Origin of the sequence: Blastopirellula sediminis, from assembly GCF_020966755.1 — a bacterium.
In the GTDB taxonomy this organism is placed as follows: domain Bacteria; phylum Planctomycetota; class Planctomycetia; order Pirellulales; family Pirellulaceae; genus Blastopirellula; species Blastopirellula sediminis.
This window is the reverse complement of sequence record NZ_JAJKFT010000004.1, coordinates 1163506-1181879: the sequence shown is the minus strand read 5'-3', so window position 1 is coordinate 1181879 and position 18374 is coordinate 1163506. Positions and strand designations below refer to the sequence as shown.

Annotated in this window: 14 protein-coding genes; 3 read left to right on the top strand and 11 right to left on the bottom strand. The window is 58.9% G+C overall.

The window, feature by feature from the left end:
* The first annotated feature begins 69 nt into the window (after positions 1-69).
* Complete coding sequence (locus tag LOC68_RS08530; RefSeq protein WP_230217706.1) at positions 70-483, top strand: hypothetical protein; 414 nt, start codon at positions 70-72, stop codon at positions 481-483.
* On the top strand, positions 480-1577 hold the full coding sequence (locus tag LOC68_RS08525; protein ID WP_230217704.1) for a peptidase M42: 1098 nt from the start codon (positions 480-482) through the stop codon (positions 1575-1577). The genes LOC68_RS08530 and LOC68_RS08525 overlap by 4 nt, the downstream gene beginning before the upstream one ends.
* A 95-nt stretch (positions 1578-1672) precedes the next feature.
* Here LOC68_RS08525 and LOC68_RS08520 read toward each other — a convergent pair whose 3' ends face one another.
* From LOC68_RS08520 to LOC68_RS08495, 6 genes are all read right to left on the bottom strand, one after another.
* On the bottom strand, positions 1673-2659 hold the full coding sequence (locus LOC68_RS08520; protein ID WP_230217702.1) for a DUF1559 domain-containing protein: 987 nt from the start codon (positions 2657-2659) through the stop codon (positions 1673-1675).
* Between the two features lie 181 nt (positions 2660-2840).
* A complete protein-coding gene (locus tag LOC68_RS08515) occupies positions 2841-3245 on the bottom strand; it encodes a carboxypeptidase regulatory-like domain-containing protein (RefSeq protein ID WP_230217700.1) in 405 nt (134 codons plus the stop codon).
* Between the two features lie 227 nt (positions 3246-3472).
* Positions 3473-4855 carry a tetratricopeptide repeat protein gene (locus LOC68_RS08510; protein WP_230217698.1) on the bottom strand — a complete coding sequence of 461 codons (1383 nt, stop codon included), beginning with the start codon at positions 4853-4855 and terminating at the stop codon, positions 3473-3475.
* Positions 4852-6147: an FG-GAP repeat domain-containing protein gene (locus LOC68_RS08505; protein WP_230217696.1), complete on the bottom strand. Its 1296-nt coding sequence runs from the start codon at positions 6145-6147 to the stop codon at positions 4852-4854. Before LOC68_RS08505 ends, LOC68_RS08510 begins: the two co-directional genes overlap by 4 nt.
* Positions 6148-6339: 192 nt before the next feature.
* Complete coding sequence (locus tag LOC68_RS08500; RefSeq protein WP_230217694.1) at positions 6340-7959, bottom strand: efflux transporter outer membrane subunit; 1620 nt, start codon at positions 7957-7959, stop codon at positions 6340-6342.
* A gap of 220 nt (positions 7960-8179) precedes the next feature.
* Complete coding sequence (locus LOC68_RS08495; protein ID WP_230217692.1) at positions 8180-8716, bottom strand: PH domain-containing protein; 537 nt, start codon at positions 8714-8716, stop codon at positions 8180-8182.
* A 243-nt stretch (positions 8717-8959) separates the two neighbouring features.
* Here LOC68_RS08495 and nrdR point away from each other — a divergent pair, with 243 nt between their 5' ends.
* A complete protein-coding gene (nrdR, locus tag LOC68_RS08490; RefSeq protein ID WP_230217690.1) occupies positions 8960-9436 on the top strand; it encodes a transcriptional regulator NrdR in 477 nt (158 codons plus the stop codon).
* A 189-nt stretch (positions 9437-9625) separates the two neighbouring features.
* On the opposite strand, the gene LOC68_RS08485 is transcribed toward nrdR, so the two are convergent.
* The 5 genes from LOC68_RS08485 to LOC68_RS08465 all read right to left on the bottom strand — a co-directional run bounded on the left by LOC68_RS08485 (position 9626) and on the right by LOC68_RS08465 (position 18280).
* Positions 9626-10642, bottom strand: coding sequence for a polyprenyl synthetase family protein (locus LOC68_RS08485; protein ID WP_230217688.1), 1017 nt, complete (start codon positions 10640-10642; stop codon positions 9626-9628).
* A gap of 39 nt (positions 10643-10681) precedes the next feature.
* Positions 10682-11194 carry a cyclic pyranopterin monophosphate synthase MoaC gene (moaC, locus tag LOC68_RS08480; RefSeq protein ID WP_230217686.1) on the bottom strand — a complete coding sequence of 171 codons (513 nt, stop codon included), beginning with the start codon at positions 11192-11194 and terminating at the stop codon, positions 10682-10684.
* Positions 11195-11432: 238 nt separating this feature from the next.
* Complete coding sequence (locus LOC68_RS08475) at positions 11433-12005, bottom strand: helix-turn-helix domain-containing protein (protein ID WP_040351967.1); 573 nt, start codon at positions 12003-12005, stop codon at positions 11433-11435.
* Between the two features lie 738 nt (positions 12006-12743).
* On the bottom strand, positions 12744-16373 hold the full coding sequence (gene smc / locus LOC68_RS08470; RefSeq protein WP_230217684.1) for a chromosome segregation protein SMC: 3630 nt from the start codon (positions 16371-16373) through the stop codon (positions 12744-12746).
* 119 nt (positions 16374-16492) lie between these two features.
* Positions 16493-18280, bottom strand: a complete 1788-nt coding sequence (locus tag LOC68_RS08465; protein ID WP_230217682.1) for a flagellar basal body P-ring protein FlgI — start codon at positions 18278-18280, stop codon at positions 16493-16495.
* Positions 18281-18374 lie beyond the last annotated feature (94 nt).

Below are 18374 nucleotides of genomic sequence, written 5' to 3'. Positions count from 1 at the left end.
CAGTCTCAGCGAAGGTAACGCAGGCGGTTCCCAACTCCACTGCAAACCCCGGCGAGGCCGGGGGCATTCGTGCACTGGCGAGAGGCCTACGTCACCGACGACGCCTCCTTCTTCCAAGATGAGCCATGGCGTCGAATCGACTACAACGTCATCAGCAGCGAGGGGAAGTCGACCATGCCGAATCGGCTAATCGTAAAACAGCTGCGCGAACAGGCTCAGGGGCGCCTGATCATCATGAACGAGCATGACCTCTTTTACGACACGGACGACGAAATTCCGCTGACCGGACCGGCCGATCTGAACGAGCGCCGGGTGATCTGCCGCATCTTGCCAGACTATGCCGCTTCCCATCCTCGCATCCCGGTCGGGGGGAGAGGCTATTTAACGAACCTGGTTGACCGGGCCGTTTGCCAAGATTTGGCTCGCAAAATGCATTGCTCTCTGCAGACGGTTTTCCCAACCTGCGGAGTGCTGATTCCATGAGCATTGCGACCTTTTCCCGGATCGCCGGCGCCGAAAATCAGAGCAGTTCCCCTCTGATCGATGCCGACCTGGCCGACTTTCTGGATATCCTCCAACTGCTGATTCGGGAGCCGAGCGTCGTCGGGACTGAGGACTCATTCTTTCGGGTACTCCGCCGCGAACTGGAGGAAGTGGGCGCCCGGGTGCAATACTACCAAGGGGTTCTGGTCGCCCAGGGGAGCCGTCCCTACGACCTGATTCTATCGGCCCATATCGACCGGCATGGCCTGTTATGCACCGGACCGAATGAGTTCCAGTATGCCGCGTTTATCGCCAGCAACCGTTGCGACCTGACCGGCGACTCGGTCTCGGAACAGATGATGTACAACATCGGCGACCGCTTCGCCGGACAGCGCGTCCAGGCCCATTTGCCTTACGCCGGAACCTACCTCGGCCAGGCGTCGATCACCCGCTCGTACGTTTGCCCGCAGCGACACAACCTGATCTTCGAGTTGAACGGCTTAGAGTTCCTGCAGCCGGGGACCCCGATCTCGTTCCTCGATCGCCTGAAAATTGAAAACGGCTTCCTCTCGGCCCAGCTCGACAACGTCCTCTCGGTCGCGATGCTGGTTCACATGTTCCGTAAAGGCTTCCGCGGCACCTGTCTGTTTACCGCGCAAGAAGAAGCGGGCCGCAGCTGGCGTTACGCGTTGGAATGGTTCAAACGCCAACACCTGACGACGCAAAAGCTGATCGTCGTCGACACGAGTCCATTTCCCGACACTCTATCCGCGACTGCCCAGCAGCTGGTCTTGCGGCGCAAAGACGCCAGCGGCGAGTTCGCCCCCGGCATTACCGACGAACTGCAAAAACGTTGTGAGGCGCTCGGCGTCACCACGATGTTCAAAGACGCCTACATCGAATCGCAAAACGTCGACCGCAGCAAACCACTCTCGCTCGGCCGGACAGAACTGGGCCGCCTGGTCGCTGCGACCGACGGCGAGATCAACGGCACGACGCTGCAGATCCCGACAACCGGCTACCACACCGCCGAAGAAACGGCGTCGCTCGACTCGGTCGCTGCGGCGATCCAGCTATTGTCGACCTTCCTCTAAATCACGCGACCGCTACGCAGAAAGAACCAGGGCGCCGCAGTACAACTGCGGCGCCCTGTTCTGTTTTCGAATCGATTGGCTGTCGCCAAAGGATCTTAGTATTCGCCCAGCACCTGACCGTCGGCGCGAGCGCGCAGCCATTTGTAGGTGTTGACGTTGACATTCTCGGAGATGAACGCAACCGAACCATCGCACTGAACGGATTGAATGCCGCCGGGATGCAGGCTGCTGTTGATCCAGTCGTGTCCCCAAGTCGCGGTACTGCGTCCAATCAAATAGGTCGCGCTGCCGCCGCCAAAGGTGAGGACGTCATGCCCATAAATGCCGGGATGCCAACCTTGGGCCGTGCCGCCGTTGGCGAAGCGTCCACCGATCCAGAGACCCGCTTTGAAATCGCAGACGGCGCCGCCGCAGTTCAACTGGTTAGCGCCATCTTTCGTCCCACTGCTTTCGCCGACCATCATCGTATTCGAAGTTCCGTCGGTGATGTCCCGAATCCTGGTGTTCGAGGCGGCCCAGAAAATCCCTTTCTTGTCGTTCGCGGCGGAGTTGCCTGAGTTCGCCAGGTAATTGGTCTTGCCGTACCCACTACGCTTGGTGTTGATTAAGTCCATCGTGTCCGAAGGGCAGCTATAGTTTTCCACGCCGATTCGAGACGCAGCGATCGCATCGTTCACCGAGCCGTCGTGGTTACCGTCCATCCAGTGATGTCCAAAGTTACCGGTTTGCGTTTGCACCTGGTCGTATAGATTGCCGGCTTCGACGAACGGCAGAATCATCGCCGACCAGGCCAAACCGTTACGATTGCCGTCGGCGCCCTGTGCCGAACCGCTGGTGTGGTCTGGGTTGTTGTCGACAAAACCGGCCGGAAAAGCCAAGTGCGTGTCATGGTAGTTGTGCAGACCAAGCCCGATCTGCTTCAGGTTGTTCGAGCAACTCATCCGACGAGCCGCTTCTCGCGCCTGCTGAACGGCGGGAAGCAACAAAGCGATCAATACTCCAATAATGGCGATCACCACCAGCAACTCAACCAGCGTAAAACCGGCGTTGCTTGACGGATCACGACTAGTCCGCGCGACCATGTTCGTGTCTCACATCAAAATGGAAGAGAAGATAAAAAACGAAAGTAGTGCGTCGCGGCCTGCCGAACAGGCGACGAGCAAGTGAAATTCAGCGACGAAAACGCCGCGAAATGGAGCCGACTGACCAGTGGCGAATCGGCGGATATGACTGTTTGTCGGTAGGTATGGAGTTCGCCGAGTCTTACTTCGACTCTAAGGCGAAATCATGGGTGTGGGCGTCGGGGGTAACTTCGACGGTCAACGTGCTGGCCTTGTTGTATTTGGCCGGAATTGGGTCGCGATAGTTGGGAGCAGGCGGACCTTCCAGAACCGTTTCGATCCGGACTGTGTTCGGGCCGACCTCCGCCCCCTTGGCGCCGTCGCGGAAGATCAACTCGTAGCGTCCTTCCGAATCGGTATTGCCAAAAGCGACCTGGCCGTTCGCCGACTCAAACGAAACGGCGGCGTTTGTGACCGGCTTTCCGTCTAGCGTCACCGCGCCGCTCATCTCCGAGAGGTTCGGCAAGTCGGACGCAGATTTCGCACAACCCCAAGCTCCCAGCCCAAACAAAGTGCAAACCAGGAGGAGTCGAATTGGACCAGTCATTCCTACTTCTTTCTTGGGGATCTAAAATAGCCAATATGGCGTATGCAGTTTCACTGCGAATCGACGCAAAAATTCTCAGTGAAAGTAATTTTATAGGAATTTTTATACAAACACAACCAGTGAAAATATTCCCTTCCATAGATTGAGAGAAAGCAAGAAACTACGCCGTAGAACTCCAATTCCAGCCAATAGCGGACTGGTTTCCGCTTCGCCGTTTTATGGGCCTGCTATCTGCCCTGGAGATGATCAAACATCTCGGCGGCTCGTCCATGTTCGGGGCGGAGAGACAAACAACGATCGAACGCTTCTTGTGCATCGTTGAATCGCCGCTGGTAATAACGAAGTTGCCCCAGATAGAACCAAGGATCGGGATCAGCAGGGTTGAGTTCGGCCGCTTGTTGCAAAGCCGTGATCGCCGATTCCAGGCGATTGCTTCGATATTCGGCCACGCCGTTGAGAAACGCGGCGCGACCGAGATGCTGATCGCGAATAGCCGGCTCAGCGTCGCCATAGTAGGCGGCCAGCTTCTCATGCAGTCTGGCGCTGGGCGTCACCAACAGCGCCCGCTCCCAACAATCGGCGGCACGTTCGCCGCCGCCTTCCATCAGCGCATACGCGTCCCCTTCCCACTCCCGCAGCGCCGCATCGTCTCGCCCCGCGCTGCGAACTTCTTCAATGATCTGCAGCGTCCCTTTTGGATCATTCCTGCGAAGCGCCGCTTCCATCAATCGATCGTCCACTTCATGCACCACAAAGACCGGCTTCTCGCCAACGATCGACTTGATCTCGTGAGAGCGCTTTTCAATCTCGTCGAGATCGCCCTTCTCTACCGATTCCGCCAATTCTCGCAATGGAACCGACAACCCGGTGCGTCCATCCAACGGGGAGACGTAGTCGGTGCTGAAGTTCATCGAGACCAGCGCCGCCGAGCGTTCGAGTTTCAACGCCGACTCAAACGCTTCGTCTTCTCGCCCCAGGGCGTGCATCGCCTGCATGCGGAGAAAATGGAACTCGAGCGAGAAGGGAATGCGTTGTAGATTCCGCTCGATGATCGGCAACGCCTGATCGGCATGATCCGACCGGATCAGCAACTTGGCCAACTGATAGTCGGCAGGGGCGAAATCGGCGTTCCGCTCGAACATATCCTGGGCGTTGATTGCATTTTCGCGCCGCAGTGCGTTACGCCCCATCGCGTAGGAAGCGTAATACTTGGCGAACGGAAGCTCAAAATTGCCGACCTGCAGCGACAACGCCTTTTCGTACTCTTGGGAGCTTTCCTGGGTTCGCCCCGTTCGATCGAGACAAAAGGCGAGCCCAAACTGGGCGGCGAAACTGGTTGGATTGCGCTGCAGCGCCTCGCGAAACGCCAATTCGGCATGCCCATAAAAACCCTTGCCGACCAGCGCCTCGCCCAATCGGGTCCAGTCGCGAGCGGTTCCCGATTCCGCTTTCTCCGCCAATTCTTTCAGCTGCGGAATGATCAGCGGATCATTGAGCTGAACCAAGGGCAGTTGAGCCGGAGTTCGCAGCATCCGCCAACCGATGACGCCGACCGCCGCCAACGTTTCGATCACCACCAAGACCAACAAAACGCGTATCGCGATTCTCATGGTTGCGAGTCTCCCTGATTCAACCAGGCTGAGATCCGCCCCAAACGCTGATGCGGCCGACGAACGTTCAAGCTGCCGGCGACGATGTCTGGCCGGTCATCTCCATTCAAGTCCCCCACCGCCACGGTCACCAGGTGAAGCGGCTGCGAGGCGATCTGCCACGACTGGAACTTCTGCTTGCCGTCATTCTGCAGCCAAACGACCGCGGCGTTCTCGGGCGAGAGCCAGTCGTTGGTCAGACTAACCAGCACGACGTCCTGAAACCCATCCTGGTTGATGTCGGCGACCGCGGCCGAATACGCTCCGCCGAGATCGCTGATCCGATGCATCGCAAACTCCCACTTTCCTTGATTCTCGAACCAATAGCATCCGTGGTAAGGCTGAGGGTAGGCGTCGAAGTCTTCAAGGTTGTCGCCGGCCGGGAGCACGAGATCGAGATCGCCGTCGCTATCGAGATCGGCGGCGACTAAGCCGGCGCCACCGAGATCCAAGTTGGAGGTCATCCAGATTCGATGCGCGGCGAACTTCCCGTCTCCCTGATTTTCAAACCCCCACAACTCTTCTTCGTCCTGCGTCACGATCGCGGAAATGTCGAGATCGCCATCTCCATCAAAATCACCGACGGGAACATGAATTGTGCCGGGCGCGCTCAGCAGTTGATGGTCGCGAAACTTCCAGTTCCCTTGGTTTTCGAGCCAGAGGACTCCGCCCCGTGCGTAACCGAAGACCGCGACCGCAAGATCCAAATCGTCATCGCCGTCGAAGTCTCCCACTTGAACGTCGGCGACGCGTCGCACGTCGTCGAGCACAACGTGACGCACGAATTGCTCCCCCTGGTTTTCAAAGAGCTCCACCCGCCCGATGACGCCGTCGTCGGGAAGAATGTTTCCCAAGACCGAGACGATCACATCTTGGTCGCCGTCGTGATCAATGTCGACGACCGTCGCATGCGCCGGCACGGCGACGTCCGAGATTAGCGTCGATTCGGACCACGTATCGTCCGCGTTTCGTTTCAGCAGCAGGACCCGATTGCCACGCGCATCACAGGCGATGACGTCGTTTCGTCCATCCTGGTCGAAGTCGATCACTTGCACATTGGCGATCAGCGGCAAGTCGACGACCGCTCCTCCCAGATTCTGAAACTCAAACTTCACCGGCGACGCCGGATAGTGCGTTCCTCCAGCGAAGACGCTCTTCTCGGGACGAACCGACGGCAAATAAGGGATCGCAAACCACGTTCCTAGCGGAATCGCAATCGCGAGCGCAATCAGCAGAAACAGGCGAACATGCATGGCGTCGTTGTTTCTCGCAGCGGGGGGCGGACGCCAGAATCGCAGAAGCGGAAGACGGCGACGGTGGGACTGGGAGGCGTTGTCGCCATTTTGAACGCACCGCCGAGTCAACGCAAGTCGAGCCATGAACGCAAAAAACCGCGGGAGATGACTCTCCCGCGGTTTCAACACGCATCGGTGCGAAGAAAGCGACTAGTTGTTCATCGGCGCCGGGATGACCATCGGCGGCGGAACGGGTTCCCCAGGCGGGACCGGATTGACCGGGTTCAGCGGGTTGGCGCCAGGAGCGTTCGGCCCCGGCAGCGTCGCTTGCGGATCCAGTTGCAGTTCGCCAGGAACGCCGGCCGCTTCGTCGATCGAACCGAAGGCGAACGGTTCTTGCCAGCCGCCGCCGAGCGCTTTGTAGAGGTTGATCAGCGACAAGTAGGTGTCGCCGCGAGCCGCGACGTATTGATCTTCGAGGTCAGCCTGGAAACGCTGAGCGTCCAACAAGGTTTGGAACGGGATGATACCCCCTTCGTACTGCACTTCGGAAATCTGCGAGGCGCCTTGAGCCGCTTCAACCGCTTTGCGAAGCTCTTCAGCACGGACCTGCGTGAAGCGATACGAGATGAGCGCGTTCTCCACTTCTTCCGAAGCGTCCAACACCGTTTGCTGGTAGGCGTATACCAATTCGCGCCAGCGAGCCCGTTGGAACTCGATGTCGCCCCAGACGCGACCAAAGCTCAACACGTTCCAGCGAGCGGTCGGACCAAAGTTGTACGCGATACTCTCGGTGGTGAACCACTGGTTGATATGGGTCGCGTTGACGCCAAAGGTGCCGGTCAAAGTAAACTTCGGAAACAGATCGGAGGTCGCGACGCCGATGCGAGCCGACTGGGCGGCCAGCTGGCGTTCCGCCGAACGAATGTCGGGACGTTGGCGGATCAAATCGATCGGCAGCCCCACCGCAATATGGTCCGGAATCTTGAAGAGCTGACGCGCTCCCATCACTTCGTTGGTCAAGTCTTGCGGCGGCATTCCCTGGAGCACGGCCAAGCGGTTATAGGAGAGATCGAGGTTCTGACGCAGCGTCGGAATGTTCGATTCGGTGGAGTACAAGTTGGAGCGAGCTTGATAAACGTCGAGTTTGCTGACCGTACCCGCCTCCAACTTCGTTTCGGCGATCTGCAACGATTGACGCTGCAACTGCACGTTGCGTTGGGCGATCAAGATGCGATGCTGCAGGGTACGAGCTTGCACGTAGTTGGCGCCAACTTCCCCTTGCAGCGAAACGAGGACCGCGTTGTGATCTTCGATCGCGACGTCAATGTCGGCGTTGGCCGCTTGCAAGTTACGTCGGACGCCGCCGAAGACGTCGATTTCCCACGACGCGTCGACCAGCGAGGCGCTCCAGTAGTTAAACGCCGGCGTATTGAACGTCAAACCGAACGGGCTACCGTTGCCGCTTGACTTGACCCGCGAGTAACTGGCGTCCATGTAGTAGTCAGGAAACAATCCGCCGCGCGCGATCGCACGACGTGCGCGGGCTTGGGCGATCCGCTCGTAGGCCTGACCGAGGGTCAAGTTCGACTGCGCGGTCCTAACCATCATTTCCGAGAGGACCGGGTCGTTGAACTTGGTCCACCAGGCGACCGAATCGTTCGGCGCGTCACTGACTCCGTCGGGAAGAGGACGGCTCCAATGAGGCAAGAACGGGGCGCCGGGATCACAATGGTCAGGCCCAACGAGACAGCCGGTGCTCGTCAATGCGGCCGCCAAAAACGCAATCGCCAGCAGTCGCTGCGTCGAGAAGATTCGTTTCCACGTCACGGTTCATCCGCCCCCGGGCGTCGACTAATTCGCAAGCTAATCATCGGAACGCATTTTCCTGGCATTCCGATACTGCTTGACGTATCGACGATTCCGAAAAGTCCGGATGAAAGTTCTTTAAGGGCCCGGCAAGGTGGATGGAAACGGAAAAGTCGCCGATAGCACCGCTTACAACGGTTAAACCCGGCGACTCTTCGGATTGCGTAAGCTGACTTACAAACTAGATCGATTCGATGTGAATTCCACGGCGAATCCGTTCTTTTCGACGCGCGCTGTCGATCATCTCGGCGACCCGGCGGACGTCTTCGATTCCATCCAGCACTAACGAGGGATGGGTGCGATCGCTCGACGTAATCGAAATCGTCCCGACGCCGAACATACGATCAAAGATGCTTTGCGTGAATGTGACGTCATCGATGTCGATCACTTCGATCCGGTCGGTGGTCCGGCTGAGAATTCCCTTTTCATGGACGAACCGCTGCGTCGTCAACTCGTAATGGACGCTCCACTTTCGCCACATCAACCGGAAGAGGAGGATGATCCAAACCAGCGCCACGACGCCGATCACCGGCAGGATCGCCGGAAAGAAAAAGATGCCGGAGACGACCAGCGCCGTGATCGATAGCACGGCCGCGATAATCCAGGAGCCATACATATCTTTGGCCGAATAATCGCCCGACCACAGCTTTTCTTCCGGGTCGTCACGGCGACTGTCATCGCGAGGCTTCATCTTGTCAGCGAAGTCATCTTTATCCATGGGGTAACCTTGTTGCTGCGACGTACGGTGAATTTCGTCTATTTATTCGTTCCAGCCGGCGAAATCTTGGCCGCCTCCAGTGGGCCATTATAGCGGTTCAAAATAGGGGCGGCACGCATCCCTTCCCCTGACCTTTGGGGGCAGGAAACGGGCCGATTTTTCGCACGCAAACGGGCCCGTTTGTGTATATTGAGGAAATCGCTCGTTGATCGGGCTTCTTCCCCCCTCGCGGAATCATTTAGCATGCGATGCCCATTTTGCCGTACGGATAACGACAAAGTGATCGACTCGCGCGCTAGTCAGGACGGGTTCTCGATCCGTCGCCGCCGCGAGTGCCTGGGCTGCAAACGTCGCTATACGACGTACGAGCGGGTCGAGGAAATGTCGATCAAGATTATCAAAAAGGATAACGTCCGCGAGCCTTTTCAGCCCGAAAAGATCAAAAAAGGGTTGGCCCTGGCTTGCTGGAAACGCCCGATCAGCGAATCGCAAATTGAGAGCATCGTCTCCGGCGTCGAAAGCGACATCTATGCCGAGTGCGAAGGGGAAGTCGAAAGCCACTACATCGGCGAACTGGTGATGCGTCATCTGCAGAAGATCGACCAGGTCGCCTACGTCCGCTTCGCGAGCGTCTATCGCGAGTTCAAAGACGTTCACGACTTCGTGGATGAGCTGCAGCCGATGCTGAACACGCCGCGTAATCCGAATACGCCGCAGTAAGCGCTAGATGACTTCGCGATCACTCTTCTTCCACTAGCCCGCAGCGCAAGCGAGGGAATGCGTGCGCAAGCAAATGGCTAGTGTTGAAGCTCATACGACGAATCCTATTTCGTTCGAACGCCAGGTTCCGCCGTTCCTAGAATCGCCCAACACATTCCCTTGCTTGCGCTGCGGGCTAGTGTTGTGCGTTTAGCACGAGCGAGCTGTGACGAAGCTGGCCAATTGTTCCAGCGTCGTCCGGGCTTCGGACGGCGGGAGAACCGCGAGAGCGTCGATCGCCGATTGGACGTATTCGTTGGCGCGGCGGCGAGCATATCCCAGAGCGTCGCACTGGGCGAGCCAAGGCTTGAGATCGATGCCGCGGCGTTCGGCCGGGCCTTCGACGATCGCGAGAACTTGTTCCCGTTCGTCACCCTGGAAGTATTGCAGGGCGTAGATCAACGGCAGCGTCGGCTTTTGCTTTTCGAGATCAGTGCCGAGCGACTTGCCGGTTTCGACTTCGTTTCCTTCGACGTCGAGCAGATCGTCAGCGATCTGGAATGCGACGCCCAGATCACGGCCGAACTTCTCGAGCGCGGCGACTTGCTCTTCGCTCGCTTCCGCGTAGCGAGCGCCGAGTTCACAAGCACAAGCGCAGAGCTCCGCCGTTTTGGCGTCGATGATTTCGAGGTATTCCTCTTCGCTCGTTTCAAACGCCTGGCGACTGGCGATCTGGCGCAGTTCCCCTTCGCAGACGACGTTGGTCGAACGACCGATCATGCGAGCGGCGCAAGTGGTCGGCAAAGTGGTCGCCAGGTAGAACGCGTGCGAAAAGAGGAAGTCGCCGAGCAGGACGCTGGTCTCGTTGTTCCAGCGCGAGTTGACGGTCGCCAAATGACGGCGCTGATCGGCTTCATCGAGGACGTCGTCATGGACGAGCGTCGCAGTGTGAATCATCTCGATCACGGCGCCGAGCGTGTAGTGGGCGTCGGTCACGTTGCCGCAGGCTTTGGCCGCCAACAGCAATAGCGCGGGACGCATCCGTTTGCCGCCGAGCATGCAGCCGTACGAAACGACTTCGTTGACCGCTTCGTAGCGCGAGCTCATCTCGCGGGTCAGGATCTTTTCGACCGCCGCCATTTCGTGCGCGATGCCGCCGTACGCCGAGGAAAGAAACTGGGCGTCAGCGGGTAAAGAGCGGGGTACGCCGTTGGCTGCTTGGCTCACAACAAAATCGCCCTAAAACTGTCAGTCGAAAAATCGGCGTTACCGCGATGATGCGGAGTCCGCTTGGTCGCCATCGGCAGATCGGACAAAGTGACCCGAGCGCCCGCCTGTCTTTTCCAACAGTCGAACCGCGCGAATCTCCATCTCTCGATCGATCGATTTACACATGTCGTACACGGTGAGAGCGGCGGCGGAAGCGGCGGTAAGCGCTTCCATCTCGACGCCGGTCTTGCCGGTGGTTCGCGTCGACGCTTCGATCACCAGGGTCGTCGCATCGACAAAGCGAAAGTCAATCGTCACCCCTTCCAGCGGAATCGGATGGCAAAGCGGGATCCACTCGCCGGTCCGCTTGGCCGCCATGATGCCGGCCAAGCGAGCGACTTCCAGGACGTCCCCTTTGCCGAGATCGCGTTGGGCGATCCTCGCCGCCGTCGCCGCCGCCATAACGACGGAAGCTTCGGCTTTGGCCGTTCTGACCGTCGTCGGCTTGGCGCTGACGTCGACCATTCGGCTGGCGCCGGAGTCGTCGAAATGGGTCAGTTCGCCGGCCATATCCGCTGTCTGGGTTGAACTTAGGACAACCCACCATGGTACCCTGCCAACCGACCTTGAAAAGAGGCCTTTTGACCATAAACCATTGCGGGTCCCCAGCTTTCCAACCGTAAGCGGGGCCCGTAGATAACCGCACTTTTGGCCGGAGGTGGGAAAGATTGGGGCGAGCGCAAAAAAAAACGCCGCGGGGGTCTGTCCGCGGCGTAATGCGAATCGGCGATTCTATATCGATTACTGACTAGACCAATTCTTTCTTGGCGCCAATCAGCGTGCGAAGGCGCTCGGCCAGCAAAGCGGCGTCGAACGGCTTCTTAAAGGTTTCATTGATCGTCGAGCGATCGAAGCTCATCGGGTTGCCGTCATCCGGCAGCAGGGCGATGAGGATCGTTTCGGCGAAGTCGATGTTGCGACGCAGATTTTGGCAAATCTGCAACGCTTCGACGCGACCGATTGAAAAGTCGACGATGATGCAGTCCGGGTGGAAACCTTCGGCTTGAATACCGGCTTCAAAACCGCTCGCGGCCACAGCGACCTTGAACGACTTTTCGGGCGGCAATTCACGACGCAGATTTTCGACCAAGACTTGATCTTGAGCGACGATCAGGCACTTGGCCATGGCTTCGTCTTCCAGGTCGCCCAAGGGCATCCCGTGCTCTTTCAAGAACTTAATCAGATATTCCCGCGGAATTCGGCGATCTTGCGATCCCGGAATCCGGTAACCTTTAAGACGGCCCGAATCGAACCACTTGCTTACCGTGCGCGGGGCCACTTTACAGATCTTCGCGACCTGTCCTGTTGTGAAGACCTTCATCTCAGGCTCTCCGTTACTCTCTAGTTGAGTTGACCTCCACCGCGTTCCCGTAAATCGGAAACACGCGTCCAGCCCTTGCTCGCTAATCGCCTTGACGCTTCTTCCCTCGCGTCGACAGTGGGACTTGTCCGGCGTTCGCAAACATCTGGGTTAGGGCTGATAAAAATGCATCGCTCTGTGGCTCGTGTTCAGTTCCTTCTGACTCCGCGCCTCAAGTCTCTAAACCACTGAAAGCGAATCTCAGCGAAGAGGGTGAGAAATCTTTTCCCATCGCCTTCGCGTCGCTTCGAATCCAATGATTCGGCGAGGTGGCGGCATAAGGGATCCCCTCAGAGAAGACGTACCTCCACCTCGTTTCGCATCCCGTCCGTTTGCGAAACGATGCGGCTTACGCCCTGATTGAGATGTACCCCCCTTGCCGGTTTGTCTTTGAGCCGCGTTTAGGTGACGTGACTCGACAGAACAAACCTTCCGAAGCTTAATTTCGAATCAATCGGGGGCTTTTCTTTAGCATCTTTCCGGATAGATGCTGCCAACAAGCAAAATCGTGCCTTACGGAGCGACCGTCGCCATCCGAATCCGATCGAATTGGGCCGATGCAAGTCGTTCTCATTAGCCGGGTTAGAATGGACAGCCCTAGGCATGCCCCCGCCAACGATTTCTTCGCTAATACTTAAATTATAGGCGCGGAAGATAGAGCGAGTCGTGCGGATGGTAGCGATTACGCGGGTTATACGGTCACGCAACCTGCGCGTCACCGCCATCTCGGTCGACGGCGGCCTGCGAAATCTGGCCGTCTTCGCTGACGTCGTCGAACTGCACCGAGACCCGCTTCGACACGCCCGACTCTTGCATCGTCACCCCATACAACGTCGAGGCCGCAGCCATCGTCGCCTTGGAGTGCGTGACGATCACAAACCGCGTCCAGTCGAGGAACCCTCTTAAGACGTCGACGAAGCGTCCAATGTTCGCTTCATCGAGCGGACCGTCCACTTCGTCCAAAATACAGAAAGGACTCGGGCGGAACTGGAATATCGCTAGCAGCAGCGTCACTGCCGTCAGCGCGCGCTCACCGCCGCTCAGCAGCGAGATGTGGAGCGTGTTCTTACCTGGCGGAGTCGCCACGATGTCGACCCCGGCCTCCAGGACGTCGACTCCCTCTTCGAGGATGATGTCGGCCGAGCCGCCGCCGAACACCTTGCGGAAGAGCTGGCGGAAGTTATCCCGCACCGTCGTCAGCGTCTCTTCAAACAGCCGGCGACTGTCGGCGTTGATCTTGTGAATGATCTTTTCGAGCGACTGCTTCGCTTCGGTTAAATCGTTCAGCTGACCGGACAGATGGGCGTAACGCTGCTCCAACTCGTCCAATTCCTGCAGCGCGTCGACGTTTACGGCGCCGATGTTGGTCACTTTGCGGCGCAGGTCGGCGATCTCTTCGTCGACCGCCTGGCGATCCTCGATCGGCTCAAGATCCTCTTTGTCGGCATACTTGTTGATTTCGATGCCGTAATCTTCGAGCAAACGAGCCGCTAGCGTTCCTCGTTCATGTCGCAGATCGCCGCCAGCCAGCTCTTTGCGATGCATTCGCTCGGCGATTCCTTCCATCTCGCGCCGCATCCGTTGCGAATCGGCGGTGATTTCGGCTCGCTGCGTTTCAATCGCGCGGCGACGGACGCGGCCCGAGTGGACTTCGCGATAACGCTGTTCGCGAATCAGGTACAAATGGGCCAATTCGCCGTTGGCGGAGAGGATTTCCCGCTCCAGGGTCGAATACTGTTTTTGCTCGCCGGTCAGACGATCTCGGTTTTCCGCGATCGCCTGCGATTTCTCGGCCAAGGCCTGTTCGGTCTGTTTCGCTTGCTGCCCGAGCGAAGTGACCTGCTGCTCGCTTTTGGCGAGCTCGATTTTCAAGCTGGTCGCTTGCTGCCCGACCTGGGCTCGTTCGCTCTCGAGCATCGCCGCCTTGGCGTGGTCGTCGTCGGCCGCTCGCTCCAAATTGGCCGTTTCCCGCTGTTTTTCGGCCAAGGAGTGACGCACCGACTGAAGTCGCGAGTCCCCATCCTCAATCTGCCGGCGGATCGATTCCTGCTCTTGGCCGCTTCGATGTTGATCGCGGGCCAGATGTTCGAGCTGCTGCTGCACTGCGGCCAGACGAGCGCGATGCTCCGACTGGGCGAGGGTCGCCTGACGATGTTCGTCGATGGCGCTGCGCAGTTCGTCGTCCGCTTCGGCGATTTCGTGTTGCAGCGCGGTGATTTCGCCGCGGCCTGTTTCAATTTCCTCGTCCAAATCGGCCAGCTGATCGCGAAGCGAGCGCAGTTCGCTACGTCGCGAAATGATGCCAGAGGCGTTGGCTCGTGGACCGACGTAGATTCGGCCGTCCGCTTCGAGCATTTCCCCTGTCTCCGCCACAAAGCGGCGACGCGGGTATTGCCGATGCAAACGACGAGCGGCCGCCAGATCGGTCACAATCCAGGCGTCACCCAACAGTTGGCTGACCAGCGGAGCGAATTCTTCGGCCGTCTCGACAAAGCGATCGGCTCGCCCGCGAACGTCGCCATCTTCTGCTAGCTGCTCTTCGTCATCTTCGCCAACGCGGGGAAGACAGCTTTCCAGCTCGATCAAGCCGACGCGTCCCGGAAAATGAACGCGGCCATTTTCGATAGCGTCGACCAGCGCGGCGTCGCGCAGCACCACGTAATGGGCGGCGTCGCCGAGGGCGATTTCGATCAGGGTGGCGATTTGGACGTCGACCTGAAAGACGTCGGCGACCAGGCCGGCGACCGAGCGGAAGTGATATTCCTTTTCGTCCCGAGCGCGTGACAGCACTTCCTTCACGCCGGCGTTGAGCCCTTCGTACCGCTTTTCCAGCTCGTCGAGGACCTTGGCTCGCTCGTGAATCGCCGCACGACGATGAGAAAGGGTAGTGAGCGCGTCTTGCCGCGTTCGCAGGTCGTCACGCTGCCGCGACAAACGATCTTGCGTCTGATCGAGCCGCTCCTGCTTCTTCTCCAGGTCGATCGCGACCCGGGCGCCTTCTTCTTCAAAGGCCTCCAGCTCGCTTTGCTGGGCGGCGATCGCGGCGCAGATCTCGCTGTATTGCTCGGCCACTTCGCTCAACCGGCGCTGAGCGGCGGCGACTTCGGCTTCGATGGCGCCGATCGAGTTTTCCAGGCTCGAAGCTTCCTTCAGCAGTTCGACGTGCCGCTGGCGACGCTCTTCCCGGTCTTTGCGAAGTTGTTCGACGCCAGCCTCCAGGTCGGCGGCCGTTTCTTCGACGCTATGGAGTTCTTCAACGACCGTTTCGTACTGCAAGCGTGCCGCGTCGAGCAAACCGCGGATTGATTTGACGTCGATCGTCAGCGAGGCTTCGGCCGATTTGAGCCGCGAAACCCGTTCACGCCGGCTGGCGATGTCGCGGGTCAGCTCATGCAACTGGCGATATTGCATGTTGGAGGCGGCGGAAAGCGTGGCAACCCGCTGTTCGGCGCGGGAAAGATCCCCTTCGGCCTGGGCCATGCCGTCAGTCAGAGCCCGCGCTTCGGTCTCCAGCGCTGCGCTCCGCTCTTCCGACGCTTTCACTGCTTGCGTCAGCGAGGCCGCTTCTTCGCGAAGTTGCGACAGCTCGACTTCGTATTCTTCGAGCCGTGCGGTGAGGGCTCGCCAATCGACGAGGCCGACGCTAACCCGCAAATCTTGCAGACGTTGACTATATTCCCGGTAACGCTGCGCCTTGCCGGCCTGAGCGCGGACGCTTTTCAAACGACCGCCCACTTCGTCGACGATATCGGCCAAGCGGAGCAGGTTCTGCTCAACTCGCTCGAGCCGCCGCTGCGTTTCCAGCTTTTTCGATTTGAACCGGCTGATCCCGGCCGCTTCTTCAAAGATCGCGCGGCGATCTTTCGACGACGCTTGCAGCAGCGTGTCGACCTTCCCTTGCTCGATGATCGCGTAGGCGTCGGCGCCGACGCCGGTTCCGCTGCACAGATCGCGGACGTCGCGCAAACGGCAGGGATGGCGATTGATCAGGTATTCGGCTTCGCCGCTGCGGTAAACGCGGCGGGAAACATGGACCTCAGGCGAGTCGATCGAGAGCTGGCCTTCACTATTGTCGAAGACGATCGTCGCTTCGGCCGAATTGGCCGGCTTGCGGGCACCCGAGGCGGCACCTTTGAAGATGACGTCCGCCATCTCTTTGCCGCGGAGACTTTTTGCGCTTTGTTCGCCTAAAGCCCACTTGATGGCGTCGACGATATTCGACTTACCGGAACCATTGGGCCCAACCACCACCGTAATGCCGGGGGGAAACTCGAACCGCGTTTTGTCGGCGAAGCTCTTGAAACCGACAAGTTCGAGCGCCTTCAGCATAGAAACAGACGATTGCGGGGGAGGTAAAGGTAAACCGGCAGCCTACCGCGCAAGCGCGGGCAGCCATCTATGGTAGTTAATGAGTTTCCCCGTACTATACGTACGCGGAGTCTCTTAGTTTACCAAAACCGCCACCAACTTTTCTCGTCCGATTTCTCGCTGGAAGCAATTTCTTCTGAGTCGGCCTCCGCCGTATCCTCTTCAACCGCTTCCGTTTCCGACTCATCCGCAGCCCATTCTGCCGAATCGTCAATCTCCTCCCGATCGAGATAATAGACGCGATCGTTACTGGCGAGCGAATCGGCTTCGACCTTGGCGTCGATGGCGCCCTGCTGCTTCAGGCTGTAAATCGCCTTCATCACCTCCGGATAGTCCCCTTCGGCGTCGACGATTCCCTTGATCAGCTCGCCCACGATCGGCTCGCAGACGAACGCCTGATTCTCGCGGCCGGCGACCACGCGGGTCACCTTCAGCTTGCCATCGGTCGTGCCGGTGATGGTCAACCCCTTCGGCATTAGCAAGACGGCGTCGGTCCGGACCGGAATTTGATCGCCAAAGACGACCACTTCCGAGCGTTCAGTCATGCGGAAGTGAATCAGCGGCGGCGAGTTGGTGCGGATCGAATGGAAGACGAATCGCCCCTTCATGTCGACGCCGCGGACGATCGGCGCCTTGCCGGTCTTTTTGAGCAGCGTGTCAAACGCGCCGTAGCGAGCTTCGACGCTTTCGCAGTGGAGCAGTCCTTCCAGTTCGTCGATCACCGACAGATCGTCGAGCGTGCCGAAGGCGAGAAACGCCCGATGGCGGAACTCGCTTTGGCTGCGAGCCGCTTCGGTCAACGTCGGAATCGCCGCCGGATCATCCAGATAGGCGAGCGATTCCGCCGCACAGAAGCGAACCAGTGGGCTCTTCGAGACGAGCCCCTTCTTCAGCGAATCGAGCGAATCTTTGCCGAGCGCTTCGAGCTTCATAGCGCCCGCTTCGGCCGTTTCCGGGATCAGCATCTCCGCTTCGGCGTTGGTAATCCGTTGCAAGCGTTCTTCAGTCGTGTCGCCGATCGGGATGTAGCGGACGACGCGGAGAAAGCGGGGAACGTTTTCGTAGTATTTCGGATGAACTCGCAGTTCGATCTTTTTGTCGTCCAGCGGATTGGCGACGCCGGTCTTGCCGCCCCCGTTTTGATAGCTGAAAAAGCGGCCATTGATCGCCTGGCCGACGCGAGCGCTGGCCTGGATCGAAACGTCGCTGGCGCCCATCGCCAGCCCAATCGGACGATCCTTCTTCAGGATGCCGCCGCCGAGAATCACGCCCCGTTTCAGGAGCAATTCAGCATCGTCCTGACCTTGGCGGACGTTGTCCGTGAGAATGGCGCCATGGCCGCGAACGAAGGTTTCCCCTTTACGCAAGCGACCTTCGAGAACGGCCGATTCCGACAGGGCCGCTTCCAACATCCAGCCGCCGACCAGACTGGTCGTTTCCGAGTCGCGCGGCGTCAGCACGCGGATATCAACGCGGTCGCCGGCTCGAGCACCTGGCGGAATGTACGCTTCGGCGATCACCAGCGACGTGCGCGGCGACGCGAGTTCGGTATTGGGATTCGCGATTTTGCGAATCCGCATCTCGTTGATCAGCGATTCTTGCAGCGGCGACGGCGGGGGATCGCTACCGGTGTTGTCGAGACCGACCACCATCGAAACCGCTTGGATCTTCGCCGGTTCTAGACCAACCGGAACGGTCAAATCGCCGACAACCCGCGATAGTTCCCACTCGGCGGGCGAAGTGTCGACGATGGCCGGCGGTTCCTCGTCATGAAACCACGAGACGCACCCAGGCGAAACCAGCAAGCCGCCGGCGACCAGCAAAACGGCGGCGGTACGTGAACGAGATTGAAGTGCCCGAGTAGTCATAGCGTGCGACGCTCCGTGTCGACGTGGCTTCTCGCGCCGCGAATCCTTGCGGCGCATTGAGGTCGAAGTTTCGGGGCGAAGGCTATTTTAATCT